At 33.7% G+C, this 1653-nt stretch carries 1 protein-coding gene; it reads right to left on the bottom strand.

Going from position 1 to position 1653, the window contains the following annotated elements; all coding sequences use genetic code 11:
* Nucleotides 1-123 precede the first annotated feature (123 nt).
* Complete coding sequence (locus tag CP355_RS09890) at nucleotides 124-1494, bottom strand: IS4 family transposase (RefSeq protein WP_089143496.1); 1371 nt, start codon at nucleotides 1492-1494, stop codon at nucleotides 124-126.
* Between the last annotated feature and the right edge of the window lie 159 nt (nucleotides 1495-1653).

Here is a 1653-nt window from a genome sequence, read left to right on the forward strand (position 1 = left end):
CAATGTCATTAAGTTAAGACATTGACAAATTGATAGTTTAAGCTTTTAGATCATTCATTTACAATTTATCGTATTTGGATGATCTTTTTTTCATGCCAAATAAGACCTAATCTTGTTTAGAAATTAGGCTACACGATACAAATAATATACGGCTGACTTAGGCTTGAGATTTCTTTGATCTTTTCTTCCCGGTCTGATAGGAATTGTATAGTGGCTAATTTGAATAAGAATTTTCTTGAAGATCTTAGTCGAAGAAGAAATTATATACATGGCTTGGACAATAAAGCATGATTGTTTAAAATTGATCGCATACTGATACTTACAGTTTTTTTGCGGTATATATGCTTGCGCATCGATTTGACTGACTGCGTTAAACATAATCATATGAGCATAGATCTCCATTTCAATAAATCTGTCCTGTTTAGAATGAAACTGTACGCTTCCCAAGGCGTATTTTAATTTTTTGAATGAAGTTTCAATTCCCCAGCGTAAATGGTAGATTTCTTTAATCCTTTTTAAGGGGTAATCAGTTCTATTTAGATTGGTTAAAACGACTTCCCATTCTTCTTTGCCTGACTTAGGATCATTAATTCTAAATTTACAGGCACGAAATTTTATTGTACATAATTCTTCAAAGTCCCAGCTGTCATCTCTAGTATTTTTAGACCGATATTTGATATACTGACGATAAAAGTGTTGAACATGATGAACATTCTCTGCGGCTTTATGAGTTGTGTAATAATAGCCTGATGTAGTTACCCAGCAAGCAATATCCTTATCGCATTCCTGATCAGGCAACGCGGCTATTTCTTTAACCGCACCATGTCCCGCTTTAGTACGTATTATGTAAAAACAATTAGGCAGACGATTGCAATTTTCAATCATGTTAAAACTGCTATAGCCTCGATCCATAGTGACTATATATGGTCCGCAATCTAAATTTTTAAGCATTTGGACAGCTGCTTTACGTTCGTCCATCTTGGATTTGGGCTGAAAGATGCAGTCTTGATAAGTATTATTTAACAGATCATAGAATGCATTAACATGAATTTGACAATATGGTTTTCTCTCGTGATTGGAAGCTTGTACAATATTTTCTGACTTAGGATTCCAAATTTGATTAAAGTCGGAACCATCAATGGCAAATAAACGATATTTATGATCAAGTAACTGGATATTAAATAAATTCTGATTAAATACAGTCAGAATATGCTTAAAACAAGCGGGTGAAAGTTGACCTTTGCGTTGAACATAGGCAGAAGTACTAACTACTTTGTCATTCTTTTCAATCGCATTTTTGCCAAAGGCTCTAAATAACTCGCTAGTTAAATCTTCACCTTGCATATTAATAGTAGTTTTAATGACCGTAGCTGCATCCAAGGTGCGCTTTCTAGTGAAGGCATGTGGATCATTAATAAAATCGTGAATATGTTTTCCAGTATCATTGATAATTTGATCAAGACGCTCTAAAATATTTCTATGAAGGGCTTTCATAATTAACACCAGCTTTCTGGTAATAATTTTGAAGGTTTAATAATTTAATCAGAGGGCGAAAAGGTAGGTTCTTTTCGCCTTTATTTTATGCAAAAAAAGAGCCGAATCACAACGATTCGACTCTTTTCAATTTGTCAATGTCTTAACTTAATGACATTG

It is taken from the genome of Lactobacillus sp. UMNPBX4 (assembly GCF_002554115.1).
Lineage (GTDB): Bacteria > Bacillota > Bacilli > Lactobacillales > Lactobacillaceae > Lactobacillus > Lactobacillus gallinarum.

Bases quoted from the DNA above. Each gene is read 5' to 3' on its own strand.
- CP355_RS09890 (WP_089143496.1), bottom strand. From the start codon at position 1,494: ATGAAAGCCCTTCATAGAAATATTTTAGAGCGTCTTGATCAAATTATC.